Here is a 20188-nt window from a genome sequence, read left to right as displayed (position 1 = left end):
TCCTTGTTACTTATCGTCTGATTTTATTTTGAAAAAACGTAGTCGATTGGCGTTGGTCACCACCGTAATCGAAGATAGCGCCATTGCGCCCCCTGCGATAACTGGGCTGAGCAACATGCCAGTGAATGGGTAAAGGATGCCGGCAGCGACTGGGATCCCTAAGGTGTTATAAATAAAGGCACCAAAGAGGTTCTGCTTCATATTGCGCACGGCGGCTTGAGACAAAGCAATCGCGTTGGCGAGAGCGCCGAGGTGCTGGTGCATTAGAGTGATTTGCGCACTTTCTATGGCAATGTCACTGCCACTGCCCATAGCGACACCCACATCGGCTTGTGCAAGTGCAGGGGCGTCATTAATGCCATCACCAACCATAGCGACGCGCTTGCCTTGCTGTTGCAGCTGTTGAATCTGTTCCGATTTCTCATCGGGTAGCACCCCAGCAATCACGTGATCAATCCCTAGCTGACGACCAATGGCATTGGCGGTATCAGGGTGGTCACCAGAGAGCATGATCACTTCGAGGCCTTGCGATTGCAGGTTAGCCACAGCGTCAATCGCATCGTCACGAATGGGGTCACTGACGCCAATCAGCGCTTGCACACTGTCTGCATTGGCAAGATAGATAGCGGTCTCGCCACGCTGAGTCATGGCATCAATGTCACTTTGATGGGAGGAAGTCTCGATCCCTTGTGCGTCCATCCAGGCTTGGTTGCCAATGAAGTAACGCGTACCATCAATCTGCGCCTGGATCCCTTTGCCAGATTCGCTGTTAAAGTCGTTTGACGTTGGCAGCGAGAGATCCTGTGCCTTGGCATAATTAACAATGGCCTGTGCCAGCGGGTGCTCGGAGTGTTGCTCCAGCGAGGCGGCGATCGCCATCAAGCGCGCTTGGTCGTCGTTAATCGCTTTTACATTGGTCACTTCCGGCTGGCCGCGTGTCAATGTCCCGGTTTTATCAAAGACCAAAGTGTGGAGTTTGGCCGCGGTTTGTAGCGCATCCGCATCACGAATTAATACCCCGACTTCGGCAGCGCGACCGACCGCCGCGGTGACCGATAAAGGCGTGGCGAGGCCAAGCGCACATGGACACGCGATAATTAGCACCGTGGTGGCGGTGACTAGCATGTAGCTGACCGACGGCTCGGGGCCGACAACATACCAGATAGCCGCTGTGACCAACGCAATGGCGACCACGATCGGTACAAACACCGCGGAAATGCGGTCGGCAAGCTTGGCCAGCTCGGGTTTACTGCTTTGAGCTTCGCGCACCAAATCGATAATACGCGCCAGCATGGTATCGCTACCGACGCCGGTGGCTTTAAACGTCAAGCTCCCTTTTTGGTTGACTGTCCCGGCGTGCAGGGTGTCTCCCTGTTGTTTGCTGACCGGCACGGGTTCACCCGTGAGCATCGACTCATCGATATAGCTGTTGCCATCGACCACTTCGCCATCTACCGGCACTTTCGCCCCCGGTTTTACCCGTAGCGTCATCCCTTGTTTAATTTCATCAAGCGGGCGCTCCGTCTCCTGGCCGTTCTCGATAACCAACGCCGTGGGCGGCTGCAAATCAAGTAGCTGATCAAGCGCTTTGGAGGTATTGGCACGCGCACGCGCTTCAATCGCGTGGCCTAAGCTGATTAAACCAATGATCATCGCTGAGGCTTCAAAGTACACATGACGAGCCTGTTCGGGGAACAGGGCAGGGGCAAGCACCACCGCAGTAGAATACAGCCATGCCGCGCCTGTCCCGAGCGCCACCAAGGTATCCATGGTGGCACGTTTGTGCTTCAGTGCTTGCCAGGCATTGGCGAAGAAATGACGGCCCCCGGTGGCGAGCAGCAAGAGGGTAAGGATGGCCACCGCGCCCCACGCCCACTGATCTTGGTTGGATTGAATGGTCATGCTGCCACCCAATATCCCCCAAGCCATTATCGGGCCACCCAGGCCCAAGCCAGCGATCGTGCTGCGTTTAAAGTTTTTTAACTCGGCGGCTTGTTGGTGCTGCTGGCGCTCGCGACGATCATTGTCATCCTCGACTTTCTCTGCGCCATAGCCAGCGTTTTCCACGGCCTCAACGATGGCGTCAGGTGTGGCGTTGCCTTTTACAATCGCACTGCGCTCGGCCAGATTCACACTTACATTGGCCACACCATCAACGCTGTTGATCGCGTTTTCGACACTGCTTACACAGCTAGCACAGGTCATTCCTGATAATACGTATTGCTGACGGGTCGTCTGGTTGGTAGTTTTTGCGGTGTCATCGCTGGATGAATGCGCTTGTTCAGAGCCAGAAGCGGCGGAGCGGTTGTGTGAACTGTCACTGGGCTCGGCGTCTGACTCTTTATCACTGTCCATGTCTGAGGTTGCGTCATGGTCAGTGTGAGCGCTTTGGTCATCGTTGGTGGCAAGCTCAGCCTGATAGCCGAGCTGATCAACCATTTTAATCAACGTATCAGCAGTTAAGCTGGTGTGGACGTGCGCCTCTGTTTTACTCACCGAATGAGAAAACACCGTGGGCTGCTCGTCCAGCGCTGCTTCGACTTTGGCCACACAACGGCCGCAGTTTAGCCCACTTAAGGTGAAGTAGTGACGGTAGCCGACCTGATAGCCGAGCGCTTCAATCGCGGTAACCGCTTGGCGTAGCGGGTACTCAGTGCTCTCACCCAGGGCTTCTAATGACACTGACTGGGTATCAATGTCCTCAATGCGAACCCCGTCGATATCCTCAAGCGCTTTTGTCACTTTTTTCACACAGCCTTGGCAGCTTAAGCCACTCAGCGGCAGTGTGTAGTAGGTGATGTTAGTGTCGGTGGTGGTCATTGCCTCTCCTTATCGCCTGACGTCATTCGATGTTGGCGATTGTCGCAACTTCAGTTAGGCTAAACTGTAAACCTTATAGCAACTGGAAGGTCAAGCGAGTAAAATGAAAATTCAACAAGTGGCAGAGAAAACCGGCTTAACCAGCAAAACCATTCGCTTTTATGAGCAGAAAGGGCTGATCACGCCACCGCATCGAGCGGAGAACGGCTATCGCGATTATCGCGAGCAACATATCAATGAGCTGCAAATGATCCGCCGTGCACGATTGGTGGGGTTTACCTTGGAAGAAAGTGCGGATTTATTGGCGTTATCGCGCGATCCGTCGTTACGCAGTGCCGATGTCAAAGCGCGCGCCGAAAGTAAACTGGTAGAAATTGATGAGAAAATCACGGAACTGGCGGCGATGAAAACCACCCTTCAAGCGCTCACCCAAGCGTGCCCCGGTGATGGAGATGCGCAGTGCCCGATCATCGAAGCACTGCGCGGAGACAGTGAGCTAGGTGAGTTAGACCCCAGCTCCTCAAGTTGTTGCGCGTCAGAGACTGAATCGTCCCTGACAAACTAACCATTAGTAAAGCAGCGAGTAGAGCTGACGACGATAACGCGATGCCACTTCATTGCCTTGGCCGAGTGCGGTAAGAATATCCATCAGGGTTTTCTTAGCTTCACCCTCGGCATGGTTCATATCGCGGCGAAGAATGTTCATCAGTAACTCCAGCGCCTCTTCACTGCGATTAATCTGATTAAATTGCACCGCCAATTCATAGGCGACGTTGGCATCGTCTGGGTTCTCTTCGAGTTGGGCCTGCAGACGGCGAATTTCAGGGGCATCAACCGCTTGGTTATGCAGCTCAATTTTTGCCACCAAACTTTTGTAGGTCGCGTCTTGGTCTTGCATCAGCACGGTATCCAGCAGCGCTTGCGCCGCATCAAACTGATGAGTCTCGACCAAGCATTCTGCCATCGCCAACTTATACTCGCCTTTATCGCCGTGGCTGGTTTCCAGTGGCTTTAAAATCACCAAGGCATCGGTGTAATTGCCTTCGGCCATGAGCTGACGCGCTTGCTCAAACGCTTGATCTTCTGGGCTGGGCAAATGCTTGTTAAGCATCTCGCGCACGGTCTCTTCATTTTGCGGGCCGGCAAGGCCATCCACAGGTTGACCGTCTTTAAACAGCGCCAAGGTTGGCAGCGCACGCACGCCAAACTGCGCGGCAATAAGCTGCTGCGCTTCACAGTCGATAGTAGCCAGCGTAAAGCTGCCATGGCTGTCGTGAGCAATTTGTTCAACCGTGGGCTTAAGCTCCACGCTTTCAGGCATCATGTTCGCCCAGAAGTACACCAGCACCGGCGTGCGAGACGACGACTCGAGAATCTGCTGAAAATTATGCTCGGTTAATTCGACGATATAGTTTGCGTTCATCATGGATCCTGACCAAGTGGATTTTCCTTAAGGGTGGGGGCAAACGTGCAGAAATTCAAGCAACTGGGCGTGTATTTGGGCGTGTGATGGTGGATCGTACCTAAAGACGAAAAGGGGCGAAACGTAACAGGCACGAAAAAGCCACCCGAAAGTGGCCTGTTTCGTCGGTCTGCAAGCGAAGTCATTACAAAGCAAGTGCGAGTTACAACACGAGCACCACGCACAAAGCGACGCTCAAGCAGAGCCAGTTCAATTGATGTAAGGTCATCAGCCGGCTCCTTTATGATTGTTATCGAGGGTGTTGCTTTATCGGTGAGGATTGATCCAACAGATGTTGTCCACCAATGATGATGAGATTAGCGCCCGTCTGTGACAAAAGTATGACAAATGCGACAGCAGCCACGCTTTTTTGGCGATTTTTTCGCTGTTGCATCACCCGCCTTTGAGCAATACCCGATCGAGCCAACGACTGGGAAGGAGCCGTTTGAGGGTTGCCATCCACACTGTCGGTTGGGTCACGCGATAACGTATTTTGGGGCGAGGCGAGAACAACGCATGCGTCAATGGTGCGACAAGCGCGTCGGCGGGCAGGGTATATTTGTTGCCGCCTTCGTCCGCCGCGAGGCGGTCAAGTTGGGCTTGGTAGGCCTGCTGATGACGGCTTTTATTGGGGTCGACCCAGTGTTTAAAGGCGCTGAGCGCATTGGCACGAAACGCGGTTTCAATCGGACCTGGCTCAATCAAACTCACCTTAATCGGCGTATCGCTCAGCTCTAAACGCAAGGTATCGGTCCAGCCTTCGAGCGCAAACTTGCTGGCGTTATAGGCGCCACGATATTTCAATGCCACGATACCCAGCACCGAGCTATTTTGCACAATGCGTCCCTCGCCGTAATTGAGCAGCATCGGCAACAAGGCTTGGGTTAAATGGTGCCAACCAAACACATTGGTCTCAAACTGGGCGCGTAAGGCATCGGTGGGCAAATCTTCCAGTGCGCCGGGTTGGCCATAAGCACCGTTATTAAACAGCGCAAAGAGTTTGCCACCTGTCATTTGCTCGATTGTGTTGACCGCTTGGTTGATGCTGGTCGTGTCTGATACATCCAATTGAATACAGGTTAAGCCTTCTTGCTGTAACCGGCTGACATCGTCAGGCTTTCGGCAACTGGCGATCACCGTGTGCCCTTGCTCATGCAAGGCTTTGGCGCAGGCATAGCCGATGCCGGTGGAGCAGCCGGTGATTAAAATGGCGTTATTGAGCGGTGAGGCAGCGTCCATAAGATCCCCGTTCATGATTGAGTCGCACCAGACAAATAAGGCGCGAGTTTTTCCGCCATAAAATCGGCAATCCAAGCTTGTGCGGCGGGCATCGGGTGAATGCCATCGTCACGCATCCATTCAGGCTTTTGGATCACAGTCTCCATAAAAAAGGGCAGCAAGGGGGTTTGTGTTTGCTCTGCCAGTGTAGGATAAATATCAGCAAATCCTTGTGCATAGCGCTGACCATAATTAGGCGGGATTTGAATTTGCACCAACAACGGCGTGGCATCGGCTGCGCGGGTTTGAGTGATCAATTGCTTAAGGTTGTCTCGTATACGATTAAATGGCCAACCGCGTAGGCCATCATTGCCGCCGAGTTCAATCAGCACCCATTCGGGCTCGTGGCGTTCTAATAATTGCGGCAGACGCTGCAGGCCATTGGCGGTGGTATCGCCGGAAATGCTAGCGTTAATCACTTCAACCTCGACATCATGGTCGTTGAGTGCGCGCGGTAGCTTAGCAGGCCAGGCTTGTTCAGCCGCCATTTGGTAGCCAGCGCTTAAGCTGTCACCAAGAACAAGGAGCGTTTGTGCATTGGCACTGCTCACCCACAAAAAACACAACAAAGTAAGGATGCGTAACATGGCCTCTCCTGTTATTCGAGCCGAAAAAATTGCAAAACATGTCGTGACACGCGAACAGCCGCTTACCATTCTGCAGGATGTCTCGCTACAAATCGAGGCAGGCGAGTCGATTGCATTGATGGGCGTGTCCGGCGCAGGAAAATCCACCTTAATGACCTTGCTTGCAGGACTAGATACGCCCAGTGAAGGCGAGGTCGATCTCCTCGGCCACAAGCTTTCCACCTTGGATGAAGATGCGCGCGCGGCGCTGCGGGCTGAATCGGTGGGGTTTGTGTTCCAAAGCTTTTTACTGGTGCCGTCACTGAACGCGCTTGAGAACGTGATGCTGCCGCTCACCATTCGCGGTGAGGAAGAAGACGAAACCCGCGCCAAGCAACTGCTGGCCTCGGTGGGTTTGCAAGGGCGCGAAAGCCATTTGCCGTCGCAACTCTCTGGCGGGGAGCAACAACGGGTGGCCTTGGCGCGTGCGTTTATTATTCGCCCACAAGTGCTGTTTGCCGATGAGCCGACCGGCAACCTTGACCAAAAAACCGCGGCGACCATCATCGATTTATTGTTTGAACTGAACGAAAAGCATGGCACCACCTTGGTATTGGTCACCCACGATCCGGCGCTGGCAAAGCGTTGTCAGCGTACCTTGATGATGGACAGCGGCAAACTACAGGAGCGAGTGAATGGCGAGTAAAAACGGACTACTCAATCGCTGGGCGTGGCGCGAACTGTTACACGGGCAAATTTGGCCAGTGGCTGTGGCGCTGGCACTGATCATCACCTGTGTGTTTGCGCTGTCGGCATTGGCCGATCGCATTGAAAACGTGCTCACCCAGCAAGGGCGTAATCTGATTGCCGCCGATACCGTGCTGCGTACTCGTCAGGCGCTTAACACCGAACAAATTGAGGCGTTTAAACAAGCCGGTGCCACGGTATCTGCCCAAACCCGCTTTGGCACCATGGCGTTCAGCGAGCAAAACATGCAGCTGGTGAGCGTGAAAGCGGTGGACAGCCTTTATCCGCTACGCGGCGACTTGGTGTTGGAGCAAAACGGTCAAGCGATTGGCGGTGACCGACGCATTCAACCCGGTGAGCTATGGCTCTCCGAGCGGGTGTTTAGTTTGCTGGATGTCAAACCCGGCGATACCGTCTCGATTGGTAACCTCGATCTCAATGTCAGCGGCACCTTGGCCGCCGAGCCGGAACTGTCGTTTAACCCCTTTAGCCAAATGCCTGCGGTGATGATGCACCGAGCCGATGTGCCGGCTGCGGGCGTGGTGCGCGAAGGCAGTCGGGTGCGCTATCGCTACTTTTTAACCGGTGACGAGCCCAGCCTAAGCGCGGCTAAAGCCAGCTACACGCTGCAAGATGGTGAGCGCTGGGTGGATGAAAACACCTCTGATCGCACTGGCGATATGCTGGATCGCAGCCGCCAGTATCTATCGTTAACCGTGGTGCTGGTGATTGTGATGGCCGCGGCCACCTTAACCTTAACCTGTCAGCACTATGCTAAAAGCCGCGCGGATTTGGTGGCGATGCTAAAAAGCCTCGGCGCCAGCCACCAATGGGTGCGACGCTGGCTGGCACGGCAGTTAACCTTATTGTTTGTCCTTGCCACCGCCGTGGGCTTGGCTGCGGGGTACACGCTTGAAGTGCTATTGCGCTTACCGCTGACCGATGTGCTGCCTTCCCCGCTGCCAAGCTATGGCTGGGTGCCTTGGGTGCTTGCGCCCGGCGTCGCGCTTTTGGTGGCGTTGCCTGCCTTGGGTGTGCCGCTGCTTAAATTACTGGATGCCCCCGCGTTAGCGGCGGTGCAATCGCAGGCTACCAGCGGACGTCGCCGTCGCGGCACTGCAGCTGTCTTGATTGCGATACCGGTAGGGGCGCTTGCGCTGTGGGCGTTTGACAACACCTTGCTATGGACAGTGCTGGGGGCGATGGCGGTGATGATCGTCTTGCTGGCACTGGCAGGGTTAGGCCTGCTTAGGTTGGTGAAATCACGGGTGCGCGCGCCGTCGGTCAAGCTCGCATTAAGCCGAATTACCCGCAATAAACTGGCTAGCAGCGTGCAGTTAGGGGCGCTGGCGATCTCCTTTATGCTCTTGGCCATTATCTGGCTGCTGCGCACTGACTTGCTCGCTGATTGGGGACGGATGCTGCCGCCCGATGCGCCCAATGTGTTTGCGCTGAATATCGCCCCGAGTGAGCAGCAAGACTATGTGGGTGAACTCGACGACGCCAGCTTGATGCGCTCTGATGCCTACCCAATCGTGCGTGGCCGGCTGGTGGGCAAAAACGGTGAGCGTTACCAGATCCCAACCGATGAAGCCGAGCGTGATGAAGCGGACGAGGCCTTGCGCCGCGAGCTTAATTTCACTTGGCGAGACAGTTTGCCGTCGCACAATGAGGTGATTGCCGGAGACTGGCCAACCGAGAATGGTGTGTCGGTGGAGGCCGACATTGCCGAGCGCTTGGAGATTGAGATAGGCGACAGCCTGACCTTTAGCGTCACCGGCCAAGACTTTACCGCCACGGTGAACTCGATTCGTGAGGTAGAGTGGCGCAATATGCGGCCTAACTTCTACTTTATTTTCGACCGCGAGACGCTCGCCGACAAACCGGCTAACTGGCTGGTGAGCTTCAGGCTCGATGAATCGCAAACGCCGTTGCTCAATCGCTTGGCGCGGGAGTACCCGACCGTCACGCTGCTTGACTTGCGCACCATGAGCAGCCGCATTCAATCGATTTTGCGTCAAATTGGCTTGTCGCTCTCGGTATTAGCGGGTCTGGCGGTGATCAGCGGCCTGTTACTGCTGCTTACCTTGCTGCGTATCAGCTTGAGCGAGCGTCAGCAGGAGATAAACCTCTATCGCACCTTGGGCGCGAGCCGCACCCGTATTCAGCGCACCTTATGGAGCGAATATGGCGTGATGGCCTTTGTGTCTGGCCTGATGGCGGTGCTGGGCGCAGAAGCGGCGATGGTCGGCCTGCTGAAATGGGGCTTTGAAATGGAGGTACGCCTGCACCCTGAGCTTTGGGCGGTATTGCCGGTGTTGGCGGTAGCGCTGGTGTTTGTCACGGTCGCCTCGATGCTGCGCAAACTGATTGACCCACAACGGCGTTAACACGAGGCGGTAAGCATTCTCGTTTCACACATAACAAAGCGGGTATCAAGAAAGTTGATACCCGCTTTTTTGTGTAAAACGTCTAGCTAGCAACACCGCTTGTGCAAAAGGCAAAAGCCACTACTTGAACAAAGACTGCATCGCTTCTTCCACCTTAGGGTGCTGGAACTCAAAGCCCGCGTCCTCCAACGCATGGGGCAGGGCGCGTTGGCTATCGAGCAGCAAGTGCGAGGCTTCACCCATCATGGTTTTAATCGCCAGAGTAGGGACAAAGAACACGTGTGGGCGTTTTAAGGCACTGGCCAGCGCCTGGCTAAAGCGTTTATTGGTGACCGGCTCTGGCGCGGTGCAGTTAAACGGCCCTTTGAGCTCAGGAGTGTTGAGCAGGTGGATAATCGCGCCGACCATATCATCTATATGGATCCACGGCATATACTGCTGGCCTTTACCAATGGGGCCGCCTAGCCCGAGTTTATACGGCAGCATCATCCGTTTAAGCGCGCCACCCTCACCGCTTAACACCACGCCGGTGCGCAGCAAGCACACCCGTGTGTGTTGCGAGGCGCCTTTCAAGGCAATCTTTTCCCATTGATGACACACATGCTGGGCAAAATCATCGGCATGAACCACCAAGGTTTCATCAAAGCTGCGATCTTGCTGATCGCCGTAATAGCCCACCGCCGAGCCGCTAATAAAGGTGTGAGGTGGCGTGCTGCTGGCATGGATTTTCTCCACCAGTTTTTCCGTTAATCCCCAGCGGCTGGTGCAGATGATCCCTTTTTGCTGCTCACTCCAGCGTTTGTCGGCAATCGGCTCGCCCGCCAAATTAATAACCGCATCAATATCATTCAGGTGAGGGAGGTCATCAAGGCGCTCTAACGGCGTGACTTTATCGCCAAAGCACTGGGTGACCTTTTGCTTGGAGCGCGATAACACAGTGACCTGATGCTCGGTCAGCAAGCGAGGAATTAACGCCTGACCAATCAGGCCAGTGCCGCCAGTGATTAAGAGTTTCATGCCTGATGTCCTAACGTCGAGTAATGGGTGATATAGATAACGCTAAGAGGGTTTTAGACTTAGCGCAAGTGATTGCTTTGTATCCTGTTACGTACCGCAACCAAAATCGGTTTGATCGCGCAGTTTTCTCTTCTACCCCTCGCACGCCAAATTGGGAGTGCTAACATAAATAGGCACATAAAAGGTGTGTTTTTCATTTTACTACGCAGGGAGTCATGTCGCCTACATGCAAGCGTTATTCAAATCATTGCTAGGAAGCTTTCGCGATCTGTTACCCATCATCCTAGTGATTGGCTTTTTTCAGGTGATTGTCCTGCAACAACCGCTGCCTAACTGGATCTCCATCACCTTTGGCTTGGTGCTGGTGGTGGTGGGGCTGACCTTATTTGTATATGGCTTAGACATGGGATTATTCCCGATTGGCGAATCCATGGCGCATTCGCTGGCCCACAAAGGCAGTTTAGGCTGGTTGATTGCGTTCGCGTTTTTGCTCGGCTTTGGCACCACCATTGCCGAACCCGCACTTACTGCGGTGGCGGCGGAAGCGGCAGATGTGGCGGCCAATGGCGGGATGATAAACACCACTGAGGCAGCCAAAGACAGCTATGCTAACGGCCTTAGGATCACGGTGGCGCTCTCGGTTGGGTTTGCGATTGTGCTGGGTGTGGTGAGGATTATGAAAGGTTGGCCGATCCACCGTTTAATTATTGGCGGTTATTTGCTGGTGGTAGCGATGACCATGGTGGCGCCGCCGAGTATTATCGGCATTGCCTATGACTCGGGTGGGGTGACCACCTCGACCATTACAGTGCCATTGGTCACCGCGCTCGGCGTGGGGCTGGCGACCGTGATTAAAGGGCGCAACCCCATGGTGGATGGCTTTGGTTTGATTGCCTTTGCTTCCTTGTCACCGATGATCTTCGTGATGGCCTACGGCATGGTGGTGGCATGAACAATCCACTCACTTTGTTTCTCGACACCTTTTTCTCCACCGTGCGCGATGTGATCCCGATTATCGCGATCATCTTTGGCTTTCAGCTGTTTGTATTGCGCAAAGCGCTCAACAACCCCAAACGGATCTTTCTCGGTTTTTTCTATGTCATCTTGGGCTTAAGCCTGTTTTTAATGGGGCTGGAGCTGGCGCTATTCCCGCTCGGTTCGTCGATGGCCGAGCAGCTGACCGCTCCCGATTTTGTTGGCGCAGCGCTTAAAGCCGGCGGCGAGATTAACTGGCAAGCCTACTACTGGGTGTATCTGTTTGCCGCGGCGATTGGTTTTAGTACCACAGTGGCTGAGCCCTCATTAATCGCGGTAGCGATCAAAGCGGCCAAAGTTTCGGGCGGGGCGATTCGGGTGAACGGCTTGCGGGCCTCGGTGGCGCTCGGGGTGGCAATGGGGATTGCCTTGGGGTGCTATCGCATTGTGGTGGGCGATCCACTTCATTACTACATCATCACCGGCTATGTGGTGGTGGTGATCCAAACCTATTTTGCCCCGCCGTTTATCGTGCCTTTGGCCTATGATTCTGGCGGGGTGACCACCTCAACCGTGACCGTGCCTTTGGTGACAGCGCTGGGGTTGGGGCTAGCCTCTACCGTACCGGGAAGAAACCCGATGCTCGATGGGTTTGGCTTAATTGCGTTTGCCAGTTTGTTTCCGATGATCACCGTGATGGGCTATGCCCAAATCACAGCCTATTTACAGAAAAAGCACGCACAGCGTTCATCGTAAGGAGAGCCTATGCGGTTCAAATTAATCATGGCGTTTATTGAAGATGCCAAAACCGACGCGGTGCTCGATGCCGCCAGACAAGCCGGCGCCACCGGTGCAACCATTATTAACAACGCGCGTGGCGAAGGCTTGGTGAAAAAGAAAACCTTTTTAGGGCTGACGCTGGATGTGCAGCGAGACGTAGCTATCTTCCTGGTGGAAGAGCACTTAGCGCGCACCATACTCGAAACCATTAATGATGTAGGCGAGTTCGATGCCACCTCCGGCAGTGGCATTGCGGTGCAAATAGATGTGGAAGATGCCGTGGGCGTGGCCCACCAAATGCGAGAATTAACCGAAGTGGTGAAGGACGAGTTATGAAACAACATAAAACGGTAAGAGATGTGATGCATGCCCATGCTGTGTGTATTGATGGGCTCACCACGGTCGAAGAAGCGATCCGCATTGCACGCGAACAAGAAGTGAAAGCGATTATCGTCAATAAACGCGATGAGCATGACGAATTCGGCATTGTGTTAATGAACGACATTGCCAAAAAAGTGCTCGCCAAAAACCGCGCCCCATCACGGGTGAATGTTTATGAAATTATGACCAAACCCGCGCTTAGCGTCTCCCCCAATATGAATGTGAAATACTGCGCCCGCTTATTCGAACGCTTCGGCATCAGCCGCGCTCCTGTTATCGAAAACGGCCAAGTCCTCGGCATGGTCAGTTATAACCTAATCGTCATTTACGGCATGCTCGCCGAAGAAGTAGAGAGTCAGGATAGGAAGGATTAGGGATAGGAGTAAAGGGGGCTTAACGGAGTGGAGGGGCGTTGTTGATCAAATAATTCACTTCACGCACTGGTCCCAATGGGATTACTCCCGTCGCTCAACTCGGTAACTAACAGGCATACCGAATATTATGAATTTGTTGATCGCTTTCACGTTGACCGATGGTGAGTGGAGGAGGGGAACTTATGATTGACCCATAGTAACACTAGCGTAATGAAAATTTAGGTATAAATTAAATAATTAAGCAATCATTTTACTGATTTTAAGTGTAATAAAATAGAGATGTCTCTTTTCTATAGGTATAATGTAAGTTAATTGATTTGTTTGGATGTGATTAAATCTAGAGCCACTGCTTTTTCTGTTGTGAACAAATAAAATAATATATCAGTAAAAACGACTCAACCAAGAAAATGCAAAAAATATGGTTGGTTATTTATCAATTCTAGATTCTATCAGAGGCTCTAGTTCTCTTATTAAATGTTCACACTTTTTAATAAATCCTCTATCTATACATAAGTAATCTGTGTTGAATTTTAATATTGATATTAAATATGAACGGTAACCAACTAGTTTATTGAGTACCTGGGAGCGACAATATTTAATTAAAAAAGACTCTTTGGGCTTATACTGGAATTTTATTTTTGATGGATCAGACCCAAAGATGGATTTATATATCAATATATCATCATTGCTCTTATTGCACTCATGTATCATTTTTGATATTATTTTCGTTTTCTTATTAGATACTCTTATGCTGCCGCTTAGGTAAGGATAGTCTGAGCCTGATATTATATACCCATTAAGTGAAAGATATTTCTTAGATTTCACTGTCTTTCTTCTGTTTATCTTAAATCCATCTATGTTAACTATGAAAGAAATTTTCTCAATGAATTTATCTGAATGTAAAAATGGAACTTTATCCTTTTTTTCGAATAAACTCGCAACGAGAGTCCTTTCACGATAATTTTCATCTCTAGTAGTTGAACTTGAAAACAACATATCGTCCGCATAACGTGTATAAGTAATATTGTTTTCAGAGCAGAATTTTTCTATTATAATATCTAGCTTTCTAAATACTATATTAGAAACGATAGGAGATGATTTAAAACCAATGGGCAAAATTGTTTTTTCTGAAAACTCTTTGTTTTTAGATTCTTTTGGTAGTGTTATCGTTAAAGCTTTTACTATGAAATCTAGATTAGACTGAATGCATCCATCCATTATTGCAGATGACGATACATGTTCTGATATGGCATTTTTTATTGTATCTCCATTAATGAAATGAAAGAAATTTTTAAGATCTAATCTTAAGAAATAGTAGTTATTCCGATGAGGCTCAAGAAAGTTTAAGTAAGATTTCCCTTTGGAATAAGCAGTAGCTGATTGATTTATAGGTATTCGACTAAATAAATTTTTATTTAGGCTTTCATGTATATAGTTAATGGTTTTTCTTTCTGATCCTGAAGGGATATAAATAAATTTATTCCCAATTTTGGTTTCTTTGAATTGAGTAGGAGGGAGTGGCTTTAAGCCACTCCCTTTATCGAAAAGAGTACACTCCTCAAGAACGGACAAAACAGAACTGTTAACAGTGTAACTTTTCATTTTGATTCCATATAGATACTAATTCATCTTTTCACGAACTTGTCGTGTATTAAAAGTACACATTTGAAAGGTGCACACCATTTAGACAATATTGAGACTAGGATATAAAAATATCGAATTTGCGAACAAACACTCTCTAAACTATCGATTCTGAAATCTTTTCCAGTATATCATCCAGGTGTGGAAAGTGGCAAGAAAATTTATCACGAAACTCATCATCAGAAGTTGACGTGTTATCAAGCTCTGCTATTGCAAAGTTTAAGAAGGATGTGACCCAACCCCCAGTTTTCCCAAACTGTGTAGGTAGTTTTTTTAAACATTGTTCTGTGAGAACATTAACAGCATGTCTGATTTCATGGCTAATAGCAGTCTCATAATGTTTTGACTTCTTACTGCATAACGTGTGAGTCTTACCATTTAGTGCAAGACGTAGGACTGCCACCTGATCGTTTTGATTAAGTTCGTTATGTTTACTGTAGAATTGCCTCAGAACCTTTTTCAAGTTGATAATAAGAAGTTTTTTGATAAAACACTTATTACTATCTGATAAATCACCATTGTACTCATTTCCTGTGAAAACATTATTGAAAGTAAAATCAATATTTTCTTTTTTAAATCTTTTTCTGAATCCATCCAGCTTTTTATTTATATCTCCTTCACCACCAATCATTAGAGTGCCTTCGGCTAGTTCTTCTGTTTGGCTGATTAACCATCGAATAACTATTTTCCTAGACTCTTTACAGATCAAAGTTTCTTCAATTGTAGATGGGGCTATATGTATTCTATCAGCTTTCAATAACACACTGTTGCATTTTTTTATAAGTGAAAGGTAGGATAATTTAGAAAAATCAGTCCCCTTGTTGTTGACAGAAACAGAACGTTCATTGATTGCAAGAATGGACTTTAACGTCTTTTTTATAGGGTAAAGTGGGGAGGTGTATGTAATATATTTGTACCTATCTTTTAATTCATGCAGATTGACTTCTTTCTTGTTGAGTTTGATTTTTTTATCATTAAAGCTGTAGCTCAACATCTTATCTGCATCATAAATATTTAAGTATGGAATGGAAGCTTTGGATTTTCTAGGACTAATGGCGCGGAGCATTACTTCATTTGTCTTGTAAACATCCACCTTGTTTAAAAAGCTATATTTTTCTATTAGGCTCATATTTCCAAATAATTCTAATTCGGTTTCGCCTTCGACAAACAATATAAAGTCGCTAAAATATAATCTAGCTTCATTATCGCTGAATACATTTAGAAATCTTTTGTCTTTAAATTTTGTGTTTAATAGTGAAATAGTGGTCTTTCTTGATTCCAGCCCGAAATGAAAAACACTATGCTCATTATGATTTTTAAACTGTTTTATGACGGACTTAAGAATGTTAGGTGAGTGTGTGGTCATCAATATTGTTGGATAAGGTGTTGCGTATTTACCTAGCGTTTTTTTATTTGTTTGTTTTTTTAGGTTGATATATATATTATGTAGGTTGTATATTAGTTTTTCATTTAGCTTGGGGTGTAATCCTAATTCTGGCTCGTCAATGTATACAATAGGGGTGATGTATTCTCTTCTTGTAAGAGTGATAATTAATGAAAGAAAGAGCTCAATGAATCTATGTGAGTTTGTCCCATCAGATTGTGTTTTTAATTCAAAGCCATCTATGTTAAATTTGTGCCCGTGCAGCCCAACTTTTATATAGTTAAGAATCATGTCTTGATAGTTATACGGAGAAGCTTGAGTCAGATCTTCAATGATTTTTACATAATCTTTATATGCGTTGCTTTTTGGGGATACTTTTTCATCAAAAAAATCTATTATTTGTTTTGTTTTAAGAGATTTTGTATTTAAAAACTTGAGTTGACTAACTGTTTTCCAAAGTTTTTCCCAGTCATACAGGTCCATTTTTCTTACATCTATTGAAAATAATGGATATATCCTGTTTATTATCTTTCTTACATTTTTGTCTTTATCCGACCAGTTTATAGAGCCATTGCTATTAATTGTAAGTGTTAGTCTGAACTCTTTTCTTTTTTTTCTTTCAGAAATAAAATAGAAGCTATCATCTTTAAATAGAGAGCTATATATGTGTTTTTGATAATCACTTTTATTTTTTGTGTTTCTTATTACTTCTTCTAGCCTGGTTGTGTCATATGTTATAGTTATTTTTCCAGTGCTGGAATAATTAGATCTTAGAGGCAATGGTACAACTGGCTCGTTCTTTAAGCTTGAGTAAAAAAACTCTAATATTCTTAGAAAGTTTGACTTGCCAACATTATTTTTTCCGATAATGCAGTTGAAGTCACTAAAATCAGTTATAGTACAATCCTCAAAGGAAAGTATGTTTGTAATTCTTACAGACTTAAGTGCCACCTTTACTTTTCCCTATATTTAAAATTTTTCTTACAGAAAATAAATCACAGTTTAAACACTGTCTTTAACTGATACTTACGCACAGAAAAAATACTGTTGTCTCGCTATTGTTTCTTAAACCATAGAGTTAGTCACTAGTGTCGTGATCCGGCCATACAGATCTCAAAACGAGTTACAGATCACGAGCTAAGCTAAGTGAAAAAATTAGCAACTGGAGGCGGAGTTGTCGATTAAATTAGTAACCTAATATTGTGATATTAGATGAATTAACTTTGTCTTTCAACTTTGTAACTGGTAGGTATACCGATTCTTTTGACTTTGTTCATTGCTCTCACGTTGACCAATACTTCGCCAATGTGGGCATCGTAGTCACGCAGTGTCAGCTGAGGGCTGAGTAGTTTTCTATATCGAGGCATGCTTGTTTCTGACAGAGCGTCGGCGATAACCCTTCTATTGTTTCCAGTCTTCCAAGCTATCCGACTGCAAGGCGATGAAGGCTGCATTACGAGGGTGACCGTCCTCCGAATAGCCCCCATTATCTAGCGTAAGGAGATCTTCTTCAACTGTGTACCGACCGTAGTGAAATTCAACCATTGCCAACAGCAGCGCCGCTATCGCCACTGTGACTTTAGTGCCTTAAAATCACCAAGCCTTAACTCGACTCCTAACGCATCCACAATCGCCATCAGTGTCTTAAGGTTCGGATTGCCTTTTTGGCTGAGTGTGCGGTAGAGCGTTTCTCGTGAAAGACCGGTTTGCTTAGCGATATCTGTAATTCCCTTAGCACGAGCGACCACACCCAGAGCGTCGGCGATAAATGCGGGATCGCCCGTTTGCACCGCTTCGTCTAAGTAAGCTTGAAGTGCTTCTTGGTTGTTCAAGAATGCTGCTGGGTCAAATGGGGGGGCCGTTATCATCGGTAACCGCTATCACGTTTAGCGCTCTACCGTGATTTGCGCCATTCCACCAGCCTGCCAATAACTCATAATGTCTCTTTTTGCTTTTTTTATGTCGCCTAGTGTCAAGTTATGACGCGGTATTCCCGACACACTGTGGCCAGTTTAATCAAGCGACAAGAGGCCGAACATGAATCGCAGCGTCATTCTTACCTGCGCCGTCACCGGTGCGGGCGATACCACGGGCAAAAACCCTAATGTGCCAATCACGCCAAAACAGATTGCCGACAACTGTATTGAAGCGGCGCGTGCTGGTGCCAGTGTCGCTCATATTCACGTGCGTGACCCTGAAACAGGCGGCATTAGCCACAACATTGATCACTTCCGTGAGGTGATGGAGCGCGTTCGCGAATCAGACGTCGATATTGTTATGAACATCACCGGCGGTGGCGGCGGTGATTGGATGCCGGACGCCCAAGACCCAAGCCGTGGTGGCCCGGGCACCGATATGCAAACCCCAGCCGAGCGTCATGCGCCAGTGGGCGAGCTATTGCCTGAGCTGTGCACCTTAGATTGCGGCAGCCTGAATTTTGGCGACATGGTGTACATTAACACCGCCGACTGGCTACGTGAGCAAGCCCGTATGGTGCAGGCCGCGGGCGTGAAAGCAGAGCTGGAGTGCTTTGACTTAGGCCACGTGTGGTTTGCGCGTCAGCTACAAAAAGAAGGCTTGCTCGAGGGCGATCCGCTGTTTCAGCTGTGCTTAGGCATTCCATGGGGCGCAGAAGCGGACACCGAAACCATGTTGGCCATGCGCAATAAGCTGCCTGAAAACGCCAACTGGGCGGCGTTTGGAATTGGTCGCCATCAGATGCCGATGGTGGCGCAAGCCATGTTGCTGGGTGGTCATGCGCGCGTGGGCTTGGAAGATAACCTCTATTTAGAAAAAGGAGTGATGGCGACCAACGGCGGCTTGGTAGAAAAGGCAAGCACCATCATTGAAAACCTTGGCGGTCGTATTATGACACCCGCACAAACGCGCGCCGCGCTGAAACTGGTTGACCCTAAGACGGGTAAGCCGGTTGAAGGAGGTGACCAATGAGCAAGCAGTTAGCGGTCATCGGCACCGGTGTGATTGGTAATGGTTGGATTGCACGTGCCTTGGCGCAAGGTTGGGACGTGGTTGCCTATGACCCTGACCCACAAGCGCCCACTCGCACCCGTGCCTTTGTGGCCAATGCCTGGCCATCGTTAGAAAAGCTGGGGCTCGCCGACGGCGCAGATCCTGCCCGGTTAACCTTTGTCGATAGCCTTGAGCAGGCGGTGAAAGAGGCCGATCTAGTTCAAGAGAATGTGCCGGAGCGCATCGATATTAAGCGTGAGACCTTGGCGGCAATTGATGCTGCCGCGGCGCCAAGCGCGATTATTGGCTCATCGACCTCTGGCTTTAAACCCACTGAGCTGCAGACGGATTGCCATAACCACCCAGGGCGGGTGATGGTGGCGCATCCATTCAATCCGGTGTACTTGCTGCCGCTAGTCGAACTAGTCGGCGGCGAAGCCACTCAATCGGATCATATTGACTGCGCCCATGCACTTTACCAAGCGCTGGCAATGCGTCCCTTGGTGGTTAAGCGCGAAATCGAGGGGCATATTGCTGACCGCTTGATGGAAGCGCTGTGGCGTGAAGCCTTGCACCTGGTTAACGATGGGGTGGCTACCACCGAAGAGATTGATGCGGCAGTGGTTTATGGCTGTGGCTTGCGTTGGTCACTGATGGGCACTTTCTTAACTTTCCATCTGGCCGGTGGCGAGCAGGGCATGCGCCATATGCTAGAGCAGTTCGGCCCGGCGCTAAAACTGCCGTGGACCAAACTCGAAGCGCCTGAGCTCACCGATGAGCTGATTGATAAAGTGGTCGAAGGCTGTGAACACCAAGCCGCGGGTCGTCCTGTTTCTGAGCTAGACCGTCGCCGTGATGCGTTTTTGGTCGAGCTTTTAGACTTGGCGCAGAAGTACTGGCCAGAGGCTGAAGGTTTGGAAGGACGCATCTAATGGCACTGTTAACGATAGACGTCGCCCCCGAATGGGTCGATTATAACGGGCACATGAACGATGCCGAGTACGCGCGCGTGTTCTCGCTGGGTGTCGATGCGCTAATGGCCACTATTGGCTTGGATGACGCCGGCCGCACCCAGCATGGCTATACCATTTATACCCTAGAAACCCATTTGTGTTACCGACGTGAGGCGCATCAAGGTCAGACCTTGGTAGTCGACGTGACTGTGTTAGCGCGTGATCAAAAGCGCCTGCACGTGTTTATGCAAATGTGTGATAGCCAAGGTGAGGTGCTGGCCACCAGCGAGCAGATGCTGATGGGCATCGATACGCAAACCGGTCGCCCCGCGCCGTTTCCGGATGCTGTCGCCAGCTTGATTGAGCGGCTGCCTGCCGCATCCGACAATGAGTGGCCCCAGCTTGCTGGGCGTCGCATCGGCCTACCCAGTAGGCAGTGAGCGCGTCGTC

Annotated in this window: 18 protein-coding genes; 10 read left to right on the top strand and 8 right to left on the bottom strand. The window is 49.6% G+C overall.

Features of this window, described 5'->3' with window-relative positions:
• Positions 1-6: 6 nt before the first annotated feature.
• Positions 7-2820, bottom strand: a complete 2814-nt coding sequence (locus BZG25_RS04670; RefSeq protein ID WP_077638604.1) for a cation transporter — start codon at positions 2818-2820, stop codon at positions 7-9.
• 103 nt (positions 2821-2923) lie between these two features.
• Here BZG25_RS04670 and cueR point away from each other — a divergent pair, with 103 nt between their 5' ends.
• Positions 2924-3385, top strand: coding sequence for a Cu(I)-responsive transcriptional regulator (gene cueR, locus BZG25_RS04665; RefSeq protein WP_077638603.1), 462 nt, complete (start codon positions 2924-2926; stop codon positions 3383-3385).
• A 3-nt stretch (positions 3386-3388) separates the two neighbouring features.
• Here cueR and BZG25_RS04660 read toward each other — a convergent pair whose 3' ends face one another.
• The 3 genes from BZG25_RS04660 to tesA form a co-directional block, all read right to left on the bottom strand.
• Positions 3389-4243: a co-chaperone YbbN gene (locus BZG25_RS04660; protein ID WP_077638602.1), complete on the bottom strand. Its 855-nt coding sequence runs from the start codon at positions 4241-4243 to the stop codon at positions 3389-3391.
• Positions 4244-4675: 432 nt separating this feature from the next.
• Positions 4676-5536 carry an SDR family oxidoreductase gene (locus BZG25_RS04655; protein ID WP_241828649.1) on the bottom strand — a complete coding sequence of 287 codons (861 nt, stop codon included), beginning with the start codon at positions 5534-5536 and terminating at the stop codon, positions 4676-4678.
• A complete protein-coding gene (tesA, locus tag BZG25_RS04650) occupies positions 5533-6147 on the bottom strand; it encodes a multifunctional acyl-CoA thioesterase I/protease I/lysophospholipase L1 (RefSeq protein WP_077638600.1) in 615 nt (204 codons plus the stop codon). The genes BZG25_RS04655 and tesA overlap by 4 nt, the downstream gene beginning before the upstream one ends.
• Here tesA and BZG25_RS04645 point away from each other — a divergent pair.
• Both BZG25_RS04645 and BZG25_RS04640 read left to right on the top strand, forming a co-directional pair.
• On the top strand, positions 6146-6832 hold the full coding sequence (locus tag BZG25_RS04645; RefSeq protein ID WP_077479687.1) for an ABC transporter ATP-binding protein: 687 nt from the start codon (positions 6146-6148) through the stop codon (positions 6830-6832). The two genes, tesA and BZG25_RS04645, sit on opposite strands and share 2 nt — an antisense overlap.
• Positions 6822-9263, top strand: a complete 2442-nt coding sequence (locus tag BZG25_RS04640; RefSeq protein WP_077638599.1) for an ABC transporter permease — start codon at positions 6822-6824, stop codon at positions 9261-9263. The genes BZG25_RS04645 and BZG25_RS04640 overlap by 11 nt, the downstream gene beginning before the upstream one ends.
• Positions 9264-9383: 120 nt before the next feature.
• Here BZG25_RS04640 and BZG25_RS04635 read toward each other — a convergent pair whose 3' ends face one another.
• A complete protein-coding gene (locus BZG25_RS04635; protein ID WP_077638598.1) occupies positions 9384-10280 on the bottom strand; it encodes a TIGR01777 family oxidoreductase in 897 nt (298 codons plus the stop codon).
• A 226-nt stretch (positions 10281-10506) separates the two neighbouring features.
• Here BZG25_RS04635 and BZG25_RS04630 point away from each other — a divergent pair, with 226 nt between their 5' ends.
• The 4 genes from BZG25_RS04630 to BZG25_RS04615 are packed head-to-tail and all read left to right on the top strand — an operon-like array spanning position 10507 to position 12790.
• Positions 10507-11232, top strand: coding sequence for a DUF1538 domain-containing protein (locus BZG25_RS04630; protein ID WP_077638597.1), 726 nt, complete (start codon positions 10507-10509; stop codon positions 11230-11232).
• Positions 11229-12011 (top strand): DUF1538 domain-containing protein, encoded by a 783-nt coding sequence (locus tag BZG25_RS04625; protein ID WP_069361068.1) that lies wholly within the window; start codon positions 11229-11231, stop codon positions 12009-12011. The genes BZG25_RS04630 and BZG25_RS04625 overlap by 4 nt, the downstream gene beginning before the upstream one ends.
• 9 nt (positions 12012-12020) lie before the next feature.
• Positions 12021-12371 (top strand): P-II family nitrogen regulator, encoded by a 351-nt coding sequence (locus BZG25_RS04620; RefSeq protein ID WP_025674528.1) that lies wholly within the window; start codon positions 12021-12023, stop codon positions 12369-12371.
• Entirely contained in the window at positions 12368-12790 is a 423-nt protein-coding gene (locus tag BZG25_RS04615) for a CBS domain-containing protein (protein WP_077638596.1), read from the top strand. The genes BZG25_RS04620 and BZG25_RS04615 overlap by 4 nt, the downstream gene beginning before the upstream one ends.
• Before the next feature lie 426 nt (positions 12791-13216).
• Here the strand turns inward: BZG25_RS04615 and BZG25_RS04610 are convergent, their stop codons facing one another.
• From BZG25_RS04610 to BZG25_RS04600, 3 genes are all read right to left on the bottom strand, one after another.
• Positions 13217-14392 (bottom strand): reverse transcriptase family protein, encoded by a 1176-nt coding sequence (locus tag BZG25_RS04610; RefSeq protein WP_077638595.1) that lies wholly within the window; start codon positions 14390-14392, stop codon positions 13217-13219.
• Positions 14393-14528: 136 nt separating this feature from the next.
• The gene (locus tag BZG25_RS04605; protein WP_077638594.1) at positions 14529-16766 is read right to left on the bottom strand and encodes a retron Eco8 family effector endonuclease; all 2238 of its coding nucleotides are present in this window, start codon (positions 16764-16766) and stop codon (positions 14529-14531) included.
• 611 nt (positions 16767-17377) lie between these two features.
• Positions 17378-17683, bottom strand: coding sequence for an addiction module antidote protein (locus BZG25_RS04600; RefSeq protein ID WP_077638593.1), 306 nt, complete (start codon positions 17681-17683; stop codon positions 17378-17380).
• A gap of 169 nt (positions 17684-17852) precedes the next feature.
• On the opposite strand from BZG25_RS04600, the gene BZG25_RS04595 reads away from it, so the two are divergent.
• The 3 genes from BZG25_RS04595 to BZG25_RS04585 are packed head-to-tail and all read left to right on the top strand — an operon-like array spanning position 17853 to position 20178.
• Positions 17853-18764: a 3-keto-5-aminohexanoate cleavage protein gene (locus BZG25_RS04595; RefSeq protein ID WP_077638592.1), complete on the top strand. Its 912-nt coding sequence runs from the start codon at positions 17853-17855 to the stop codon at positions 18762-18764.
• Positions 18761-19717: an L-carnitine dehydrogenase gene (locus BZG25_RS04590; protein ID WP_077638591.1), complete on the top strand. Its 957-nt coding sequence runs from the start codon at positions 18761-18763 to the stop codon at positions 19715-19717. Before BZG25_RS04595 ends, BZG25_RS04590 begins: the two co-directional genes overlap by 4 nt.
• The gene (locus tag BZG25_RS04585; RefSeq protein WP_046073671.1) at positions 19717-20178 is read left to right on the top strand and encodes a thioesterase family protein; all 462 of its coding nucleotides are present in this window, start codon (positions 19717-19719) and stop codon (positions 20176-20178) included. The genes BZG25_RS04590 and BZG25_RS04585 overlap by 1 nt, the downstream gene beginning before the upstream one ends.
• The last annotated feature ends 10 nt before the right edge of the window (positions 20179-20188 follow it).

It is taken from the genome of Salinivibrio sp. ML198 (assembly GCF_001996015.1).
Lineage (GTDB): Bacteria > Pseudomonadota > Gammaproteobacteria > Enterobacterales > Vibrionaceae > Salinivibrio > Salinivibrio siamensis.
This window is presented reverse-complemented; position numbering and strand designations above follow the sequence as displayed.